This window comes from Sneathiella sp. (genome assembly GCF_029233945.1).
Classification (GTDB): domain Bacteria; phylum Pseudomonadota; class Alphaproteobacteria; order Sneathiellales; family Sneathiellaceae; genus Sneathiella.
In genome coordinates this window covers 5,943-21,001 of the sequence record NZ_JARGOQ010000010.1, presented here as the reverse complement: position 1 = coordinate 21,001, position 15,059 = coordinate 5,943, and the positions used below count along the sequence as shown (strand labels likewise).

The 15,059-nt window shown below is 52.5% G+C and carries 14 protein-coding genes; all 14 read right to left on the bottom strand.

Annotated features, from left to right (window positions below; translation table 11 throughout):
• Nucleotides 1-54: 54 nt before the first annotated feature.
• Nucleotides 55-1,026: a nickel/cobalt transporter gene (locus tag P1U71_RS05125; protein ID WP_301104478.1), complete on the bottom strand. Its 972-nt coding sequence runs from the start codon at nucleotides 1,024-1,026 to the stop codon at nucleotides 55-57.
• The gene (locus P1U71_RS05120) at nucleotides 1,011-1,646 is read right to left on the bottom strand and encodes a DUF1007 family protein (protein WP_301104533.1); all 636 of its coding nucleotides are present in this window, start codon (nucleotides 1,644-1,646) and stop codon (nucleotides 1,011-1,013) included. Before P1U71_RS05120 ends, P1U71_RS05125 begins: the two co-directional genes overlap by 16 nt.
• A 229-nt stretch (nucleotides 1,647-1,875) precedes the next feature.
• Nucleotides 1,876-3,252, bottom strand: coding sequence for an aspartate aminotransferase family protein (locus P1U71_RS05115; protein ID WP_301104477.1), 1,377 nt, complete (start codon nucleotides 3,250-3,252; stop codon nucleotides 1,876-1,878).
• Between the two features lie 28 nt (nucleotides 3,253-3,280).
• The gene (locus P1U71_RS05110; protein WP_301104476.1) at nucleotides 3,281-4,771 is read right to left on the bottom strand and encodes an NAD-dependent succinate-semialdehyde dehydrogenase; all 1,491 of its coding nucleotides are present in this window, start codon (nucleotides 4,769-4,771) and stop codon (nucleotides 3,281-3,283) included.
• Between the two features lie 160 nt (nucleotides 4,772-4,931).
• Nucleotides 4,932-5,405, bottom strand: a complete 474-nt coding sequence (locus P1U71_RS05105; RefSeq protein ID WP_301104475.1) for an Lrp/AsnC family transcriptional regulator — start codon at nucleotides 5,403-5,405, stop codon at nucleotides 4,932-4,934.
• An 18-nt stretch (nucleotides 5,406-5,423) separates the two neighbouring features.
• The gene (doeB, locus tag P1U71_RS05100; protein WP_301104474.1) at nucleotides 5,424-6,413 is read right to left on the bottom strand and encodes a N(2)-acetyl-L-2,4-diaminobutanoate deacetylase DoeB; all 990 of its coding nucleotides are present in this window, start codon (nucleotides 6,411-6,413) and stop codon (nucleotides 5,424-5,426) included.
• Between the two features lie 4 nt (nucleotides 6,414-6,417).
• Complete coding sequence (gene doeA / locus P1U71_RS05095) at nucleotides 6,418-7,599, bottom strand: ectoine hydrolase DoeA (RefSeq protein WP_301104473.1); 1,182 nt, start codon at nucleotides 7,597-7,599, stop codon at nucleotides 6,418-6,420.
• Between the two features lie 17 nt (nucleotides 7,600-7,616).
• Nucleotides 7,617-8,609: a cyclodeaminase gene (locus P1U71_RS05090; protein WP_301104472.1), complete on the bottom strand. Its 993-nt coding sequence runs from the start codon at nucleotides 8,607-8,609 to the stop codon at nucleotides 7,617-7,619.
• A complete protein-coding gene (eutB, locus tag P1U71_RS05085; protein ID WP_301104471.1) occupies nucleotides 8,602-9,615 on the bottom strand; it encodes a hydroxyectoine utilization dehydratase EutB in 1,014 nt (337 codons plus the stop codon). The genes P1U71_RS05090 and eutB overlap by 8 nt, the downstream gene beginning before the upstream one ends.
• Before the next feature lie 244 nt (nucleotides 9,616-9,859).
• Entirely contained in the window at nucleotides 9,860-10,297 is a 438-nt protein-coding gene (locus P1U71_RS05080; protein WP_301104470.1) for a universal stress protein, read from the bottom strand.
• A gap of 17 nt (nucleotides 10,298-10,314) precedes the next feature.
• Nucleotides 10,315-11,598, bottom strand: coding sequence for a TRAP transporter large permease (locus tag P1U71_RS05075; protein WP_301104469.1), 1,284 nt, complete (start codon nucleotides 11,596-11,598; stop codon nucleotides 10,315-10,317).
• Nucleotides 11,599-11,607: 9 nt separating this feature from the next.
• A complete protein-coding gene (locus P1U71_RS05070) occupies nucleotides 11,608-12,150 on the bottom strand; it encodes a TRAP transporter small permease (protein ID WP_367281128.1) in 543 nt (180 codons plus the stop codon).
• Between the two features lie 119 nt (nucleotides 12,151-12,269).
• A complete protein-coding gene (gene dctP / locus P1U71_RS05065) occupies nucleotides 12,270-13,286 on the bottom strand; it encodes a TRAP transporter substrate-binding protein DctP (protein WP_301104467.1) in 1,017 nt (338 codons plus the stop codon).
• A gap of 241 nt (nucleotides 13,287-13,527) precedes the next feature.
• Nucleotides 13,528-14,919 (bottom strand): PLP-dependent aminotransferase family protein, encoded by a 1,392-nt coding sequence (locus P1U71_RS05060; protein ID WP_301104466.1) that lies wholly within the window; start codon nucleotides 14,917-14,919, stop codon nucleotides 13,528-13,530.
• Nucleotides 14,920-15,059: the final 140 nt, after the last annotated feature.

The window sequence follows — 15,059 nt, the reverse complement described above, 5'->3', positions numbered from 1 at the left end:
GTAGCAAATAGTTACGCCTTACACCAAACGGCTTTTCCAAAAGGCGTCGTCTGCCTAAAGCCCAAGAGGGTGGCGGCTATAAAATGAAGCGCTGAGCAAGGATATTCCGATGGCGAGAAGTATGCCGCCACCGGCCAACGCAACGCCGTTCCCAAGAACTTTCCATAGGACGCTGTCCGTGGTCGCCGCTGCGGCTTTTTGCCGGGCAGCCACAGCCAGGAAGGCGAGCAAGGCAACCGCCATACCGGTTCCAAAAGACATTGCGATCACGGCACCAATACCCGCGAGCGGCAGTCCCATGGCCTTTGCCAAGACAAGCACCAGAACGGCACCGGTGCAGGGGCGGAGCCCGATGGCTAAAATAACGCCGATTGCGGATCGAAGACTGTTGATTTGCTCTATCTGATCCCCGCTTGGCATATGGGCATGGCCACAGCCGTCGTCATGATGATGATCATGGGAAGAATGATCGACGGCATGTTTCTGCGCCATATAGCGGTTGAACAGCTGCCGGATAGTCCGCAAAATCAGCAGGGCGCCTATGCCCGCAACCAGTAAGTAACTAAGCCGTTCGCTCCATGCTACAGCGGAACTGGTCTCTCTCGGAATCCAGCCGGCCAGATAGATCAGCCCATAGACAAGGATTATCGCCACAAATCCCTGGCACAAGGCGGCCGCCCCGGCAATGCCGACGCCGCGCCTGATCCTGTGCGGATGGGTCAGCAGATAGGTTGTGAGGATGACTTTGCCATGCCCGGGCCCGGCGGCATGAAAAATCCCGTAGAGGAAACTGCCAAGAATAAGGCCCCAGGCTGTGGTGATCCCGCCGGAATCTGCAAGGGCTTTTAGGGCGGTTACCAGCTCTTCATGAAAGGCGCGTTGCTGCGCCATGATCCAACTGACAAGACGTGACCAGGCCGAAGGTTCCACCGTGCCCGCAACCGCAAAAGCTGACGGAATGATCAGGGGTGATAGGGCCACGACGCACAGGCAGAGCCAAATGACATAGATTACTCTTCGGGACATATCAGGTTGACGCGTTCTGCAAAAAAAGATCCCAGGCCTGTCGCCCCGCGCTCAGATGCATCCAGCATGGCGGCCTGCGCGACCGCGCTCGGGTCTGGGTTAGGCGGTATCAACTTATATGTACATCCTTCCGGGGCGCCAGATATGATGACGGGCGTGTCGGTTTCCGCGTGCAACATCTCGACATAGTAGGTGGGATCAAAAATGGCGTAGGAAAAATCATTCCCGGTCACTGATGCAGGTTCTTCAAAGGGCGTCACGAAAGACATCTCCAGCCGCTTATCAACCATTTTTGTGGACATATTGGTTACGGGCTTGAGTTTGATAACCTTGTTCTTAACCGCCACTTCCGTGAAATATCCATATTCTTTCAGATGACCCATGTTCACCTTCATGATTTCATCGAGCTCTTCCTGATCGGGAGTGCCGTTGCCATCTCGGTCGGTCCCTTCAACCGCATAGGCTGTGTAATAATCATCAAACAGCCAGGTTTGATGCAGGCCATAAGCCCGTCCGTTGTCATCAAACAGGATTTTGATTGTCATGTCCGTCCAGACGTGAGGATGGGCAAGGACAGCGCGCTGCGGGGCCAGCAAAAAAATGCAGCATATGAAAATCATCAAGCGCATAAAAGATCCTAGTGTGAACGCGACTGGGCGAAAGATAGTGTAGCTTTTCCTATATGGAACCACCAATCACTTTCTACAATAGAGGGCGTAGGAGTATTCCATATCTTAGCGCTCAGATCTTCCGCGTTCACGGGTTTAGATGCCGGGCGGCCCAAAGGCGGCCCGACAGCACCTGCAATATTCCCCCAAGCGAGGATGCAGGGGTTGCAAACGGCTTTAGTTAGGCATTATCGAAAACTTCGCCGACGGCTTCGGCCATAGCGCCGACGATGGTGTCGGCTTCTCCTTTCGTCAGGCATAGTGGCGGTGCGAAGCCGAGGATATCCCCCTGAGGCATAGCGCGCGCGATAACACCTCTCTTCAGAAGGGCGGCGGCCACTTTTGCACCTGTCAGTAAGGAAGGATCGAGAAAGGTTCTCGTTTCCTTGTTCTCGACCAGTTCAACGGCCATCATCAGGCCCTCTCCACGGACATCCCCGACATTCGGGTGATTGCCTATCGCGTCGGTCATAGCTTTCTTCAAGTAAGGACCGACGTCACCCGAATTCGCGACGAGCCCCATGCTATCGATTAGTTTCAGATTGGCAACGCCTGCGGCCGCGCAGACGGGATGAGCAGAATAGGTCCAGCCATGGCCGATGGCACCGAATTCGTCTGTGCCCTGCTCAAGTACCTTCCAGACTTTCTTCGACACAATAGACGCCGACAGCGGCGCATAGGCGGAGGTGAGGCCTTTGGCTGACGTAATGATATCCGCCTCAATGCCGTAGTGATCGGAGCCGAACATAGAGCCAAGGCGCCCGAACCCGGTGACCACTTCGTCCGCGATCAGCAGAATGTCATATTTTTTAAGAACGGCCTGAATTGCGTCCCAATATCCGGCTGGAGGAGGAACAAGGCCACCCGTTCCAAGTACAGGCTCCCCGATAAAGGCGGCGACGGTATCGGGTCCTTCTTTCTGGATAAGGGCATCCAGATTTTCCGCGCATTGGCGGGAGAATTCTTCCTCGCTGAGATTCAGGTCTTCGCGGCGGTAGTAATAGGGCGCATCCGTGTGGATAACCTGCGTCAGCGGAAGGTCGAATTTTTTATGGAAGAGCTCCAGTCCTGTCAGGGAACCCGTCATCAGGCCTGACCCGTGATAACCGCGCCAGCGGGAGATGATCTTTTTCTTCTCGGGACGGCCGAGGACGTTGTTGTAATACCAGACCAGCTTGATGTTCGTCTCGTTGGCGTCCGAACCGGAAAGACCGTAATAGACCTTGCTCATATTCTTCGGAGCCCGGTCGATAATCATTTTCGACAAGGTGATGGAAGCTTCGGTGCCGTGCCCGACATAGGAATGGTAATAGGCAAGTTCTTTCGCCTGTGCCGCGATGGCATCGGCGATTTCGGTGCGGCCATAGCCGACATTGACGCAATAAAGGCCAGCAAAGGCGTCCAGAAGTCGGATGCCATCCCGATCTTCAATGTGAACGCCAGACCCACCCGTTATAATGCGGTTGGACATTTCGCCGCGGGCGAACTGCGCAAGATGCGTGGAGGGATGAAAGAAATTCTCACGGTCCCATTGGCTGAGTTGATCATTTGTAAGCATTATACTCTCCTGATTAAAAGTGACTGGATTAAGCCCAGTCCCGACAGACATATTTGATATTTGAAAACGCCTCGATCCCGTGGCGGGAGCCTTCGCGCCCGAGCCCGGACTGCTTCATCCCGCCGAAGGGGATCGGGGCGCCAGTGACTTTCGTGCGATTGACGCCGATCATCCCAAATTCCAGCGCCCGGCTCAGGCGATAGATACGAGACGGATTCTTGGTGTGAACATAGGCCATCAGCCCGTATTCTGTGTCATTCGCACGGTGAATGACCTCGTCTTCGGAATCGAAAGGAGCAATGGCGGCGACGGGTCCGAATGTTTCGTCATGCATAATTTTGGCAGACGCCGGCACGTCCTTCAGAACAGTCGGTTCAAAAAACAACGGCCCCAGTGCATGGCTCTTTCCGCCGGTCAAAAGCGTTGCTCCCTCTTTGAGGGCATCTTCAACATGTTCTTTCTGTTTGGTAACGGCATTTTTATTCATGAGAGGGCCGATGTCCCGATCATCCAACCCACGCCCAATTGTTAAAGCGGCTGCCTTTTTTGCAAACTTCTGGCAGAAATCGTCATAGATGGATCGCTCCACAAAAAAGCGATTGGCACCCAGGCAATCCTGGCCGGATGTGGCGAACTTGGCACCGATACCTTCTTCAACGGCCTTGTCCAGATCCGCATCCGCAAATACGATAAAGGGCGCATGTCCGCCAAGCTCCAAACTCAGGCGCTTGATGGTCGGGGCCGATTGCGCATAAAGGAGACGACCGATTTCTGTTGATCCCGTGAAGGAAAGTGCCCGAACGCGGACATCTTTCGTCCATTCCCCGACAATTTCGACAGGATCGCCAGTGATAACATTGAAAACACCAGTGGGGAAACCTGCGCGCTCAGCAAGTTCGGCGAGCGCGAGCGCCGAAAAGGGCGTTTCCTTGGACGGATGCACGATAACAGGGCATCCGACCGCGAGGGCGGCCGCCGCTTTCCGGGTTATCATGGCATTCGGAAAATTCCATGGCGTTACGAGGGCCGCAACGCCAACCGGTTCCAGCCACACTTCAACCTCCGCATTATGGAGATGTGACGTTACGCCTAGAATGTCCGTGCGCTTGGCCTCTTCGGCAAAGAATTCGATAAAAGACAGGCCGTAATCGATTTCGCCCCGGCTTTCCGATATGGGTTTGCCTTGCTCCAGCGTCATGATCAGAGCCAAATCTTCCTTGGTGTCATTGATCAGTTGGAACCAGTTTTTTAAAATCGATGCTCTTTCTTGAGGGAGAAGGGACGCCCAGCCCGCAAATGCCTGATGGGCCGCGGCAACCGCCGCCTTGCTTTCTTCTTTACTGAGTGACGGGATATTCCCCATCCAGGCGTTATCTGCCGGATTAGTCACCTCAATAATGTGACCGGACTTTGCAGACTGCCACTCACCACCGCAGTAAGCAAATTCCTTGAACAATCTGGGATCTTTAAGCAGATCCAGCTCCGGTATCCGGGATAGGTTTTTCTTTCCTTCGCGCATCACTTATCTCCGCCAAAAACTCTGAAGGAAGTATAGGAAAGATCGGCTAGAGAGTGCGTTTATAGTAGCGGGAGAATTCAGAGAAGAATTCTTGGAAACCCGACAAAGAAAGAGGATTTATCGGATCGTTCCGTTCACATTGAGAATTGCCCGATGAAACTTAGCTGAAGGCGGAAGCGGGGATCTGGTCTGTATTCTTTACAGGCTTGGTCACCACATATGTGTAGTAGCGCCGTAAACCGATATCTGCCGCCAGCATTTCATCAACTTTTCGCTGATAGGCATCAACCCCTTTGCAGACCAGCTTCAGGAAATAGTCTACGCCGCCGCCGACGGCCCAGCATTCCGTGATTTCGTCAATTGCGCCAACAGCGTTTTCAAAGCGCTCAAAATCTTCGGCGCGATGGCTCGCAAGTTCCACCTGCATAAAAATTATCGCCGGGGACCCTAGGCTGGGGAGTGAAAGCCGAGCTCCATAACCCTCGATAACACCAGCCTCCTCCAGCCGTTTTAATCGTTCCCAGCAAGCCGTTGGAGAGAGATGCACTCTCTGTGCAAGCTGGTTTTTGGGGATGCGGCCATCCTGTTGTAGGACAGCCAGGATTTTCAGGTCTCGGTCATCAAGTTTGATCATACTCTAGATATACCGCTTCTATGCTTTAACGGCAACGACGCCCACAATATCTCCCATGCCGATCAGGCCGGGAAAGTGGCGGGCGGCAAAGATACCCTCCATCGGGCTGATATACTCTGTGGGATCGCTGCCCGTGCGCTCCATGTCATAGACGCGGGCCAGAAGCTGCCCCTCCATCACGACGTCGCCCAAATCCACACAGAGTTCGAGCAGCCCTGTGGTTTCGCTGGAGATAAAACAGCGGTGATCCGGCATGTACAGGGCAACCGACTCGCCGCCTTCCGGTTCCCCGGCCAGAACGCCGGCATGGTGCAGAAAATTCTTCACGCCCCTTTTGGCGATGGCCACACTCCGCACCGTCGTTGATCCGCCGCCGCCGAGTTCAGTGGAAATAAATATCTTTCCCATTTCCTCTGCGGCCGTGTCAAACATGCCGGTTGAATCCACTTCCAGAAGCATCATTGAAAAAGGCGCATTGAAGGCCCGCATGGCGGCAACGCATTTTTCTTCCTGCACCTTGTCGTCCTGAAAATGGACCGCACAGAAAGGCACAAATTTCAGCGTTTTCCCGCCCGAATGGATATCCAGCACATAATCGGCAAGGGGCAACAGGGTGCGCTGGAAATAATCTGCTATTTTTTCGGTCACCGTCCCGGCGGGATTGCCGGGGAACGTCCGGTTCATATTTCCGCTGTCAATGGGTGATGTCCGCCGCGCCGCCCGGAACGCCGGATAATTCATGCCGGGCACAATGATGACACGGCCGCTGATATCCTCATATTTTATCGTTCTGGCAAGGTCGAATAATGCCACCGGGCCTTCATATTCATCGCCGTGATTGCCGCCGGTCAACAGGACCGTCGGCCCGTCACCATTTCGGGCAACCGTAATGGGGATCATGATCGATCCCCAGGCAGATCCGTCATGGGAATACGGTAGCTTCAGGAAACCATGTTGAACACCATCTTCATCATAGTTGACTGTGGCGGAAATAGGATTGGCTCTCATAGGCTTAATCCTTGATCATGAGTTGGCGGGGGACGGACGCAAGGAAATCGGGCGCTCCATCAGTAATGATAATGCTTTCCGTTGTTTCCATGCCCCAGTCATCCATCCAGAGGCCTGTCATGAAATGAAAGGTCATGCCGGGTTCGAGAACTGTTTTGTCCCCAAGCCGTAAACTCATCGTCCGTTCGCCCCAATCCGGTGGGTAGCTCAAGCCGATGGGGTAACCGGTCCGATTGTCCTTGATAATGCCGTATTTTTTTAACACAGCAAAAAAGGCACTCGCGATATCTTCACATGTATTACCGGCCTGCGCTTTTTCCAGCCCGGCTTCCATGCCTTCCTGAACCGCTTTATCCGCATCGATAAATGTTTGCGATGGCTTTCCAAGAAAAATAGTTCTGGATAGCGGTGCATGATAGCGCCGATAACAACCCGCAATCTCGAAGAATGTGCCTTCGCCCGCTTTCATGGGTTTGTCATCCCATGTGAGGTGTGGCGCCGCCGCATCTGCGCCTGACGGGAGGAGCGGAACAATTGCCGGATAATCTCCGCCGAAGCCATCCGCCCCGCGAATGCCTGTATTATAAATTTCTGCCACGAGTTCATTTTTTGGAAGGCCGGGTTCAATTTTTTCGAAAATGCATTTGTGCATCTCCTCGACAATGCGGCCCGCTCGCCGCATATAGATTAACTCCTGCTCCGACTTTACTGCGCGGCACCAATTCACCAATGCCGTGGTGTTCTTGAACTCGGCATTGGGAAGATGATTGACCAACGACATATAGGCGGCGGCGGAAAAATAATAGTTGTCCATTTCGACGCCGATAACGACATTTCCAAAACCGCGATCAGTCAAAACTGTGCTCAGATAATCCATAGGGTGACGTACTATGGATTGAACATAGTTATCCGTATAAAAGAGGATATTGTTCTCACTCAGGAAAGTAGTTCGCACGGCACCATTCGCGTCTTGCTTGCGGCCAAACCAAAGTGGATCGCCGTCCATCGACAGGATAACGCATTGATGGACATAAAAGGACCAGCCGTCATAGCCCGTGAGCCAGGCCATGTTGGACGGGTCGGTGACGATAAGGAGGTCAATTCCATGTTCGGCCATTGAAGCTCGCGCTTTTGCAATGCGCTGCTGATATTCTGAAAGAGCGAAGGGTAGATCAAGTCCAGACATAGTTTTCTCCAAACCTGCTAGCTGTTGAAAATGGTGCCGATGTCTGCGTCCTGCGCTAGCTCTCGGGCTAAGGTGGCAATGGCGGTATCCTGAACGCCTGTACCGGTCAGATCGCAGATCGTGATACTTTCATCCGACTGGCGGCCGTTGTGGTGCCCTGCAATAATACCGCCGAGTTCCGGGAAATCAGTAGATTCGCCTACAGTTCCAGCAGCGATGGCAGCGCGCAGTTCACCCTGCTTGCGGCATTGGGCAAGGTTGTCGCAGACATATAGATCGGCTGTGGGGATAACGTCTGGCGCGAGCTCGGTTTTGTAGTCGGCATCCGTTCCCATGGCAGTTATATGTTGGCCGGGTCGAAGTTGTGCCGCTGAAATCAGGGCGGTTTGGGATGGCGTTGTCGTCACCACGATATCGCTCTCGTCCATCAGGGCATCAATGGTTTTGGCGACCTCGATTTCGATCCCGAGTTCTTCTTTGCATTCTTTGGCATATTGCTGTGCCTTCACGCCATTCCGGCCCCAGACAACGGCTTTTTTGAGGTCACGAACAAGGGTGAGGGCTTTTAGCTGGAGTTTGGCCTGTGTCCCAGTGCCAATTATTCCAGTGACATTCGCATCCTTTCGGGATAACCACTTGGCAGCGACTGCACCAGCTGCCGCGGTCCGCACATCCGTCAGATACCCGTTGTCCAGCAGGACGCCTTCGACGATGCCCGTCTTTGAGGAAAAAAGAACCATTAATCCATTGAGGCTTGGCAGGCCCAGTTTGGGATTATCAAAGAATCCGGGACTCATTTTAATTGCGAAGGAGCCAATTCCCGGGACATAAGCCGTTTTGACGTCCACTTCCCCGTTATGATCCGGGACGTGAAAGCTGAGGATGGGCGGCATTACCACATCCCTCGTTGCGAGAAGCCGGAATGCATTTTCGATGCAGTCAACGGCAGCCTTGTCCAGCGAAACGACCTGCCTTAGTTCTTTTTCGCTCATAATGGTAATTTCAGGCATGTCGGGCTTCCGCTTCCAACTGTTCCCGACCGACGTCGACATTCTCTCCGTCGATAAGCCGTTTATGCAATTTCATGTCAATGTTGCATCCACTGATGAGGCTAACGCAGGTGCCAGGGGTCTCAATCTTTCCGGCAAGCAAGGCGGCAATGCCGACGCTGCCGGACCCTTCGATCACCAGCTTTTCCTGCCAATAGGCATGGCGGATGGCCTCGGCAATTTCGGTTTCTGTTACCAGCACGATGTCATCGACAAGTTCCTTCACCATCTGGAATGTGTAGCGATTGTTAAGACCAATCCCACCGCCCAGTGAATCTGCGAGAGTGGGGCATTCTTCTACCAGAATGGGTTTGCCAGCCCGTTGACTTTCATGCATGGTGGCACCATGGCCCATAGAGACACCGATGATCCTGATCGCGGGGCTTTTGGCTTTCAGGGCAAGGGCAACACCAGAAATCAGGCCCCCACCGGACAAGGGCACCAATACGGTTTCAACATCCGGAAGCTGTTCCTGCAGTTCCAGACCGAGCGTTCCCTGTCCCGCAATAATATCTTCATGGTCAAAGGGCGGCAGCATGGTCATCCCTTCTTCAGTAACCAGCCGATCCACCTCCACCTGCGCATCGTCTTGCGAACGCCCAATAATACGGACTTCTGCGCCATGCGAGCGGATGCCGTCCACTTTGTTTTGTGGCACGAGTTCAGACATGCAGATGATGCATTTCACACCGGCGTTATGGGCAGCATAGGCAAGTCCGCGCCCGTGGTTGCCGGTTGAGACACCGACAACACCGTTTGCCTTTTGATCCTCGGACAAGGACAACACAGCATTCGTTGCGCCGCGCAACTTGAAACTTCCCGTAATCTGGAGCTGCTCAAGCTTCAGATGAATATCTCCGCCCGTCCGTTCCGACAGGGACGGGGAGGATACCATCGGCGTTTGCCGGATAAAGGGAGCTATCCTGAGACGCGCCTTTTCAATAGCTGCCAAACTTATTGAACCCATCTCGTGGTCCTTCATGCTGGGTAAATAAAATTTGAAACAGTCGGCCATAACCGGGAATTTTTCTGCGTAAAATCCGGCTCTGGTATGTGATCAGTAGCAAGAGCGATCAGGCCAGTTCTTTTAGAGACGGGAGATGCATCCAACTCGGATGAAAAGATCCGGGAATATTGAGTTGAAGATTCCATTTAATTTTATCCCACCTGAAAAATATGATGAGGTCGATATTACAAGTCGGACGAGGCGTTTAAACGACCATCACTGGACAGTTTGCGAGGCTTGTTACCTTGTGGGAGACGCTTCCGAGGAGGAAACCTTCCAAATCTCCGTGTCCTCGGCTGCCCAGAACAATGAGATCCACATCCTTGTCCTTTGAAAAATTGACAATTGTTCTGGCGGGCGGGCCGTTCTTTACAAAAGCCCGAACTGCTTTGGCGCCCATATCCAGCGCCGCTTTTTTTGCACTTTCCGCTACATCGGATGCATGCTTCCGCAGAATATCATCCATAACCTCGGGTTCCTCCGAACGGACCATCGATATGGATGTTTCCAAAAGACTATGATGTCTGAAAACAGTCAGGATGAGGAGTTCGCAGTCAAAAGACTCTTGCATTTTGACAGCTGTTTTCAGGGCTTTCTGGGAGGGCTCAGAACCATCCATCGGGATCAGGATTTTTTTAAACATATATTATCTCCTGCCCATCAACGAAAGGCCAGATCGCGGGCAAACAGGGCAATCTGCGGGAAAAAGATGAGAGCGACCGACACAGCCGCAAGAATGATCGTAAACGGGAAAATCCCCCTTACAACATCTGCATATGGCCTTTTAAAGACGGCAATTGCCGTGAAAATATCACATCCAAAGGGCGGCGTAGCCGAGCCAATGGCAACCTGCAGCGTGATAATCGTTCCCACCAGAACCGGATCCAAAGCGACGGCCTCGACCACCGGCGCAAAAATGGGCACGAGAACCAAGATCACGACGATCGGATCAACAAACATACATCCGATGAAGAAGGAGACAGAAATGACGCCCAGAACCCCTTTCGGGCCCATCTCGGTAATACCAATCGCCCCCAGAATTTCCTGCGGGATCTGGGCGAAGGAGATGACCCATGAAAAGGCGGCTCCGGCGCCAACCAGGATAAAGACGACGGCCGTAATCAGTCCTGTGGATTTGGCGATCTGGTAAATATCTGTGAGTTTCAGGGACTTGAAAATGACAATTTCCAGAATCAGGGCATAGAATACACAGGCCGCTGCCGCTTCTGTCGGGCTAAAAATGCCACCATAAATACCGCCAATAATTATGACCGGGAAACCGAGTGGCCAGATAGCTCTTCGGGCGGCGCCCAACCGTTCGGACCAGGTTGCTTTCGGTTCAGTCGGCACCTTGTTAATGGTCGCATAGATCATACTGTAAGCGGAAAAGAGGACCATTAACAGAAGGCCGGGGCCAACACCGGCGATGAACAATTCTGAAATGGACGTGCTGGAAATTACGCCATAAATAATCATGCCAATGCTGGGCGGAATGAGGAAGGCAATATCACTGGCATTGATGATCAGGGCGAGGATAAATGAATCCTTGTATCCCGCCTTCAGCATACGAGGGCGCAATGGCGAACCCACGGCGACGACAGTGGCCTGGGTGGAACCGGATACCGCACCGAAAAGAGTACAGGCCGCGGCCGTGCTGACGGCGAGACCGCCCCTGACATGGCCGATAAACTTCATCACCATATCAATAAGACGGTTCGCGGACTGGCCCCGGGTCATGATTTCAGCGGCGAGAATGAACATCGGGACTGCTATTAATGACGCGGGGCGTATGCCAGCGAGCATCTGCTGGACCATGAAGTCCATTTTCGAGAAGCCATTGAAAAGCTCATAAAAGCCATAAAAAGCGCCGAGCAGGAGCGGGATCATCATGGGCAGGCCCGCGAGTAGCAGGACGATCATGATTGCTGTTATTTTGATTGCCATCCGACCCTCCTAAACTTCGATCTCGTCGTCGTCATAACCTTCCAGCATGCTGGTGGAGAGGTAGACGTCTTTTTCGAGAATATTTTTGACCGTTGTGAGCGCATACTGGATTCCGGTGACGGCGAAACCGACGGGTACCCAAAGAAAAATCAGATAAACCGGTATCTGAAGGGCAGGTAGTACACGTCCGGAGTTTGCAACTTTCATGATATAGCCGATTGAGAAGTAACACAGGGCAAACATCGTCAACGCGGTGATTATGGTAATGAGGATCATCATGACTTTGCGCGTTCGAATGGGCAGGGCGTCATAGATCGCTGACATCCTGATATGCCGCCCGTGCCGCGCGGCATAACCGATGCCCGCAAAGGTGATCATGATAATAAGAATTCTGTTTATCTCTTCGGTGAAGAAGAAGCTGTATTGGAAGATGAAACGGCCAATGACATTGCCCACTGTATTCAGGCCCATCAATAATACACCGGCTGCGAGGATGACGGCTTCCACCCGACCGATCAGAGTATCGATCTGACCCAGGAAACCGGGTAGCATTGATTTGTGAGCTTTATCTGTCACGAGGCATCCCCTGTATCGTCCAAATCCAAAATTCTAGAGGGAAAAATACCGGGCAATTTCATTTTGGATCGCCCGGTATTTTTGGATGTACAGCCCTATTTTGTGGCCGCAAGATCTGCCTTGAACTGTTTAAGGATTGCCGTGCCGCTATCACCGGTCATTTCGATGAATTTGGCCTCAACGTCTCCTGCTGCTTCCTTAAAGCAGGCGCGCTGCTCCTCGGAGAGGACGGTAACTGTCATGCTTGGCTTGGATTCCTTGATTTTTTTCAGTTCCTCCTGAGCCAGACCTTCCTGATAAACAACAATATGTTCATAAGCTGCTTTGGCGGCATCCTGAACAATCTTCTTGTCGGCATCGCCAAGACCATCAAAGAATTCCTTGTTGGCCATAACCGCAGTCGTAAAATTGCTGTGGCCTGTATAGGTGATGTAATCAGTCACTTCATACAGCTTGGTTGAATACAGATAGAAAGTCGGGTTTTCCTGGCCCTGAATGATATTGGTTTGCAGGCTTCCGTACACTTCTCCCCAAGGCAAAGGCGTTGGTGTCGCGCCGAACGCTTTATAAGCTTCTACCAGAAGAGGGTTCGTCATGACGCGGAATTTAACTTCATCCAGATCCGCGCAGCTGTTGACGGGCTCTTTGGTCGTCATGGCTACTTCGCCTTCAGGGAACATTTGAAGGAGTTCAAGCCCTTGGTTCGCGTAAAGCCCTTTGAAATCCTTGTTAATAGCCTTGCTTTCCCGGAAGAAGCGGGCCAGATGCTCCTGATCTGTCGGCAGCAGGTAGGGGACAAAAAAGACCTGTGCTTCGGGGATCAGCGCGCCAGTAAATCCGGGAGACTGGTCAACGAATTGCAGGATGCCTGCCTGTGTCTGCTCCATCAGATCGGCTGACTCGCCTAATGTGCCATAAGGAAACAGCTGGATTTCGTGATCAGAGTTTTTCTCAATCTCTTCCTTGAATTTTGTAGCATAAACCCCCTGGACTTCGGTCAAGGATTCCTCAAATGCATATTTCCAGGTATCCGCACTTGCAGCGCTCAGTCCGGCTGCAATTGTCGCCACTGCTGTTAAGCCGCTAATCAAGCCGCGTTTCTTCAAAGTCATTGGTATCTACCTCCTGTTGGATTTTGGTAATTATTGACGCGTTTATCTTCCTGGCACGAAGGCCCCATAATCCTGAAACACCTCACGGTCCGTAAAAGCAATACTGGCTCTTCCTGTGAATGCATGCCCGAAAATACTGCTGGAGTCAGAATTTGGCGAAAAACAACCCGCCTGAATTTTTCAACCGAAAGTCTGGCCTCCAATTGTAATGCATGTCAAATATTATATTGACGCAGTACAATTATAGAAGTTGTGGTAAGGGTTCGGGAGATCGTTTCAACAGGCTTTTGATAAGGCCGAGCCCTTGTTGAAACCTTTCCGTACGGGCTACGCCACCAACGGCGATCCGGACCGCATTCAAGGGTTCGCACTGCGCCGTCATGAAAGGTTGCGGTGGGGCCACGGCAACACCGAGAGCTTTCGCATGCTCCACCATGTTATGTGATGTCCATTGCTCAGGTAGCGGAAGCCAGAAATGCAGGGCAGCCGGATGGCCGACCCAGGTAAATTCGGTCAGTTCTTCAGCCGCGATTTCATGACGTTCGGCAAGTTTCTCGCGCTGCCAAAGCACCAGTTCGTCTGCCGTGCCATCCTCAATCCAGCGACTTGCGAGTTCCGAGATAAAGGGAGTGGCCATCCAGCTGAACACAATCAGCCTTCCAATAATCGAGGGCAGCAAGGCTTCTGGCGCAACCAGATATCCTGTTCTAAGGCCCGGCATTACGCATTTTGTAAAAGAGGTAAGATAAATTGACCGTTCGGGGGCGAGCGCAGATATCGGAGTTGGGCGGATTTCTGGCAGGGGGCCGAGAACATCATCTTCGATAATCAGAATATCATATTGTCGTGCGATTCGAATGAGTCTCTCTCGCCTTTCCATCGACATTAAACTGACGGACGGGCTGGCAAGGGTCGGAACCGTAAAGAAAACTTTCACATCCTGTTGTTTGCAGGCTTCTTCAAATGCATCCGGCAATACTCCTTCCTCATCCATCCGGAGACCCTGCAGGCGCAGGCCGAGATAGGCGCAAAGAGAGATAATAAGATGATGGGCAATGGTGTCTGTCACGATAACATCGCCATGACGGGCAACCGAGGAGAGAGCCGTCGCCATGCCGTGGCAGACGCCATTGGTCATGACAACATTTCCTGCTGAGGTTTCCAGCCCGCACTTCGACAGCCACTTCACGCCTGCATGACGATGTTCTTCTAATCCGATGTTGGGTCGGCAGGCCAGATAAGTATCCGGGTTTATCCCCTCGGACATCTCCGCCAGTGCGGATTGCATCTTGTTGACATGAATATTGTCATACAGCGGCCGGGCAATTGAAAGATCAATCAGCCCTTGGTCGGTTCGCTCCATCAGAAATGGTTGGCGGGAGGTTCGTGCGGGATCCAGAACGAATGTCCCGCGCCCGACCTGACCACCAATTAGCCCGGCGCGCGTGAGCTCATCATAAGCCTTGCTGACGGTATGAACACTGACGCGTAAAATATCGGCCAGTGTTCTGTGCGGCGGGAGACGTTCCCCAACAGCCAGCTGCCCGTCAGAGATGGCGTCCCTGAGGAGATTTGCAATACCAATATGGAGGGGGCGTTCGAGTGTTTCACGCTTGGGGATCCATTTTGTCATGCAACAATTGTAATCGATAGCATGACAACTGCAATATAATTTCTTTCGGCTGTGTCCGGCGCGCAATAGCCTCCTTTTGGAGAGCCTATTTGCTACTCAACGAAACTAAATAATCCAAAGGATTGGCTTTTGCTGTCAGC

Bases quoted from the DNA above. Each gene is read 5' to 3' on its own strand.
- P1U71_RS05115 (WP_301104477.1), bottom strand. From the start codon at position 3,252: ATGCTTACAAATGATCAACTCAGCCAATGGGACCGTGAGAATTTCTTT.
- doeB (WP_301104474.1), bottom strand. From the start codon at position 6,413: ATGAGAGCCAATCCTATTTCCGCCACAGTCAACTATGATGAAGATGGT.
- P1U71_RS05125 (WP_301104478.1), bottom strand. From the start codon at position 1,026: ATGTCCCGAAGAGTAATCTATGTCATTTGGCTCTGCCTGTGCGTCGTG.
- P1U71_RS05080 (WP_301104470.1), bottom strand. From the start codon at position 10,297: ATGTTTAAAAAAATCCTGATCCCGATGGATGGTTCTGAGCCCTCCCAG.
- P1U71_RS05120 (WP_301104533.1), bottom strand. From the start codon at position 1,646: ATGATTTTCATATGCTGCATTTTTTTGCTGGCCCCGCAGCGCGCTGTC.
- dctP (WP_301104467.1), bottom strand. From the start codon at position 13,286: ATGACTTTGAAGAAACGCGGCTTGATTAGCGGCTTAACAGCAGTGGCG.
- doeA (WP_301104473.1), bottom strand. From the start codon at position 7,599: ATGTCTGGACTTGATCTACCCTTCGCTCTTTCAGAATATCAGCAGCGC.
- eutB (WP_301104471.1), bottom strand. From the start codon at position 9,615: ATGGGTTCAATAAGTTTGGCAGCTATTGAAAAGGCGCGTCTCAGGATA.
- P1U71_RS05105 (WP_301104475.1), bottom strand. From the start codon at position 5,405: ATGATCAAACTTGATGACCGAGACCTGAAAATCCTGGCTGTCCTACAA.
- P1U71_RS05060 (WP_301104466.1), bottom strand. From the start codon at position 14,919: ATGACAAAATGGATCCCCAAGCGTGAAACACTCGAACGCCCCCTCCAT.
- P1U71_RS05075 (WP_301104469.1), bottom strand. From the start codon at position 11,598: ATGGCAATCAAAATAACAGCAATCATGATCGTCCTGCTACTCGCGGGC.
- P1U71_RS05090 (WP_301104472.1), bottom strand. From the start codon at position 8,609: ATGCCTGAAATTACCATTATGAGCGAAAAAGAACTAAGGCAGGTCGTT.
- P1U71_RS05070 (WP_367281128.1), bottom strand. From the start codon at position 12,150: ATGCTACCCGGTTTCCTGGGTCAGATCGATACTCTGATCGGTCGGGTG.
- P1U71_RS05110 (WP_301104476.1), bottom strand. From the start codon at position 4,771: ATGCGCGAAGGAAAGAAAAACCTATCCCGGATACCGGAGCTGGATCTG.